The organism is Burkholderia sp. Ac-20384, assembly GCF_017104605.1.
Lineage (GTDB): Bacteria > Pseudomonadota > Gammaproteobacteria > Burkholderiales > Burkholderiaceae > Burkholderia > Burkholderia lata.
In genome coordinates this window covers 1-1,046 of sequence record NZ_JAAGPE010000697.1, presented here as the reverse complement: position 1 = coordinate 1,046, position 1,046 = coordinate 1, and the positions used below count along the sequence as shown (strand labels likewise).

Annotated in this window: 1 protein-coding gene; it reads right to left on the bottom strand. The window is 61.4% G+C overall.

What is annotated here, in order from left to right; all coding sequences use genetic code 11:
- Positions 1-951 (bottom strand): IS481 family transposase, encoded by a 951-nt coding sequence (locus tag G3O00_RS42900; RefSeq protein WP_206146621.1) that lies wholly within the window; start codon positions 949-951, stop codon positions 1-3.
- Positions 952-1,046 lie beyond the last annotated feature (95 nt).

Below are 1,046 nucleotides of genomic sequence, written 5' to 3'. Positions count from 1 at the left end.
CTAGCTGTGAAGCGTCAAGAGGTTGTTTCTCGACGGGGGAAGTCTCGCCATCGGCGCAATGCCGCCGATGGCACTATGAGCCCGATGCCAGTTGTAGTGATGCTGCCAACTCGCCAGGGCTTCGATGCGATGAGCCGAGCTTTGGTACGTCCATGCATAGGCCCACTCACGTAAAGCCGACTGGATGAAGCGTTCAGCTTTACCGTTGGTCTGCGGACGATACGCCCGCGTAAATTTGTGTCGGATACCCAGTTCCTGACAGGCCCGAGCAAACTCGTGCGAACGGAATGCCGAACCGTTGTCGGTCAGTAACCGGCGCACCTGCACGCCGAGCCCGGCGTACCACGCAACGGCGTCGCACAGGAACTGCACGGCACTGCGTTTCGTCTCGTCGGGATGCATCGCCGTGAAGGCAATCCGGGCATGGTCGTCGACGGCGACGAACAGGTACTCCCAACCCACGCCATCTACCGTATCGCGCCGATTGCCGGTAACGCGATGGCCAGGACGCGCGATTCGACCAAGCTTCTTGATGTCGATGTGTAGCAAGTCGCCCGGCGCCTCGTGTTCGTAGCGCTGAACGGGTTCACGCGGTTGCAGGTCACTTAACCGGGATAGTCCGGCACGCGCCAGCACGCGGCTGACAGTCGAGGCCGACACGCCTACCTGTCGGGCGATCTGACGCTGCAGCAAGCGCTGCTGACGCAATTCCACGATCAGCAAGGCAGTCGCCGGGGCGATCGAGCGGGGAGAACGAGCCGGTCGCGATGAGGCGTCAGCCAGCGCTGGTGCGCCGCCGGCCAGATAGCGACCCAGCCATTTGCGCACGGTCGGTGCGCTCACGCCATGATCGGCCGCGGCCTGCGGCACGCTTGAACCGAATTCGGTGATCTCCTGAACCATCTCAAGTCGACGCGCGAAAGTGAGTCGGGCATTCTTATGGGTGTTCATCCGGCTGGGTTCCTGGAAGGTTGGGTGTTTGGCGACTTCCAGTCTCCCAGACTCAGTCCGGATGAACCATCGATACAACCTATTGAAGCTTCACA

Bases quoted from the DNA above. Each gene is read 5' to 3' on its own strand.
- G3O00_RS42900 (WP_206146621.1), bottom strand. From the start codon at position 951: ATGAACACCCATAAGAATGCCCGACTCACTTTCGCGCGTCGACTTGAG.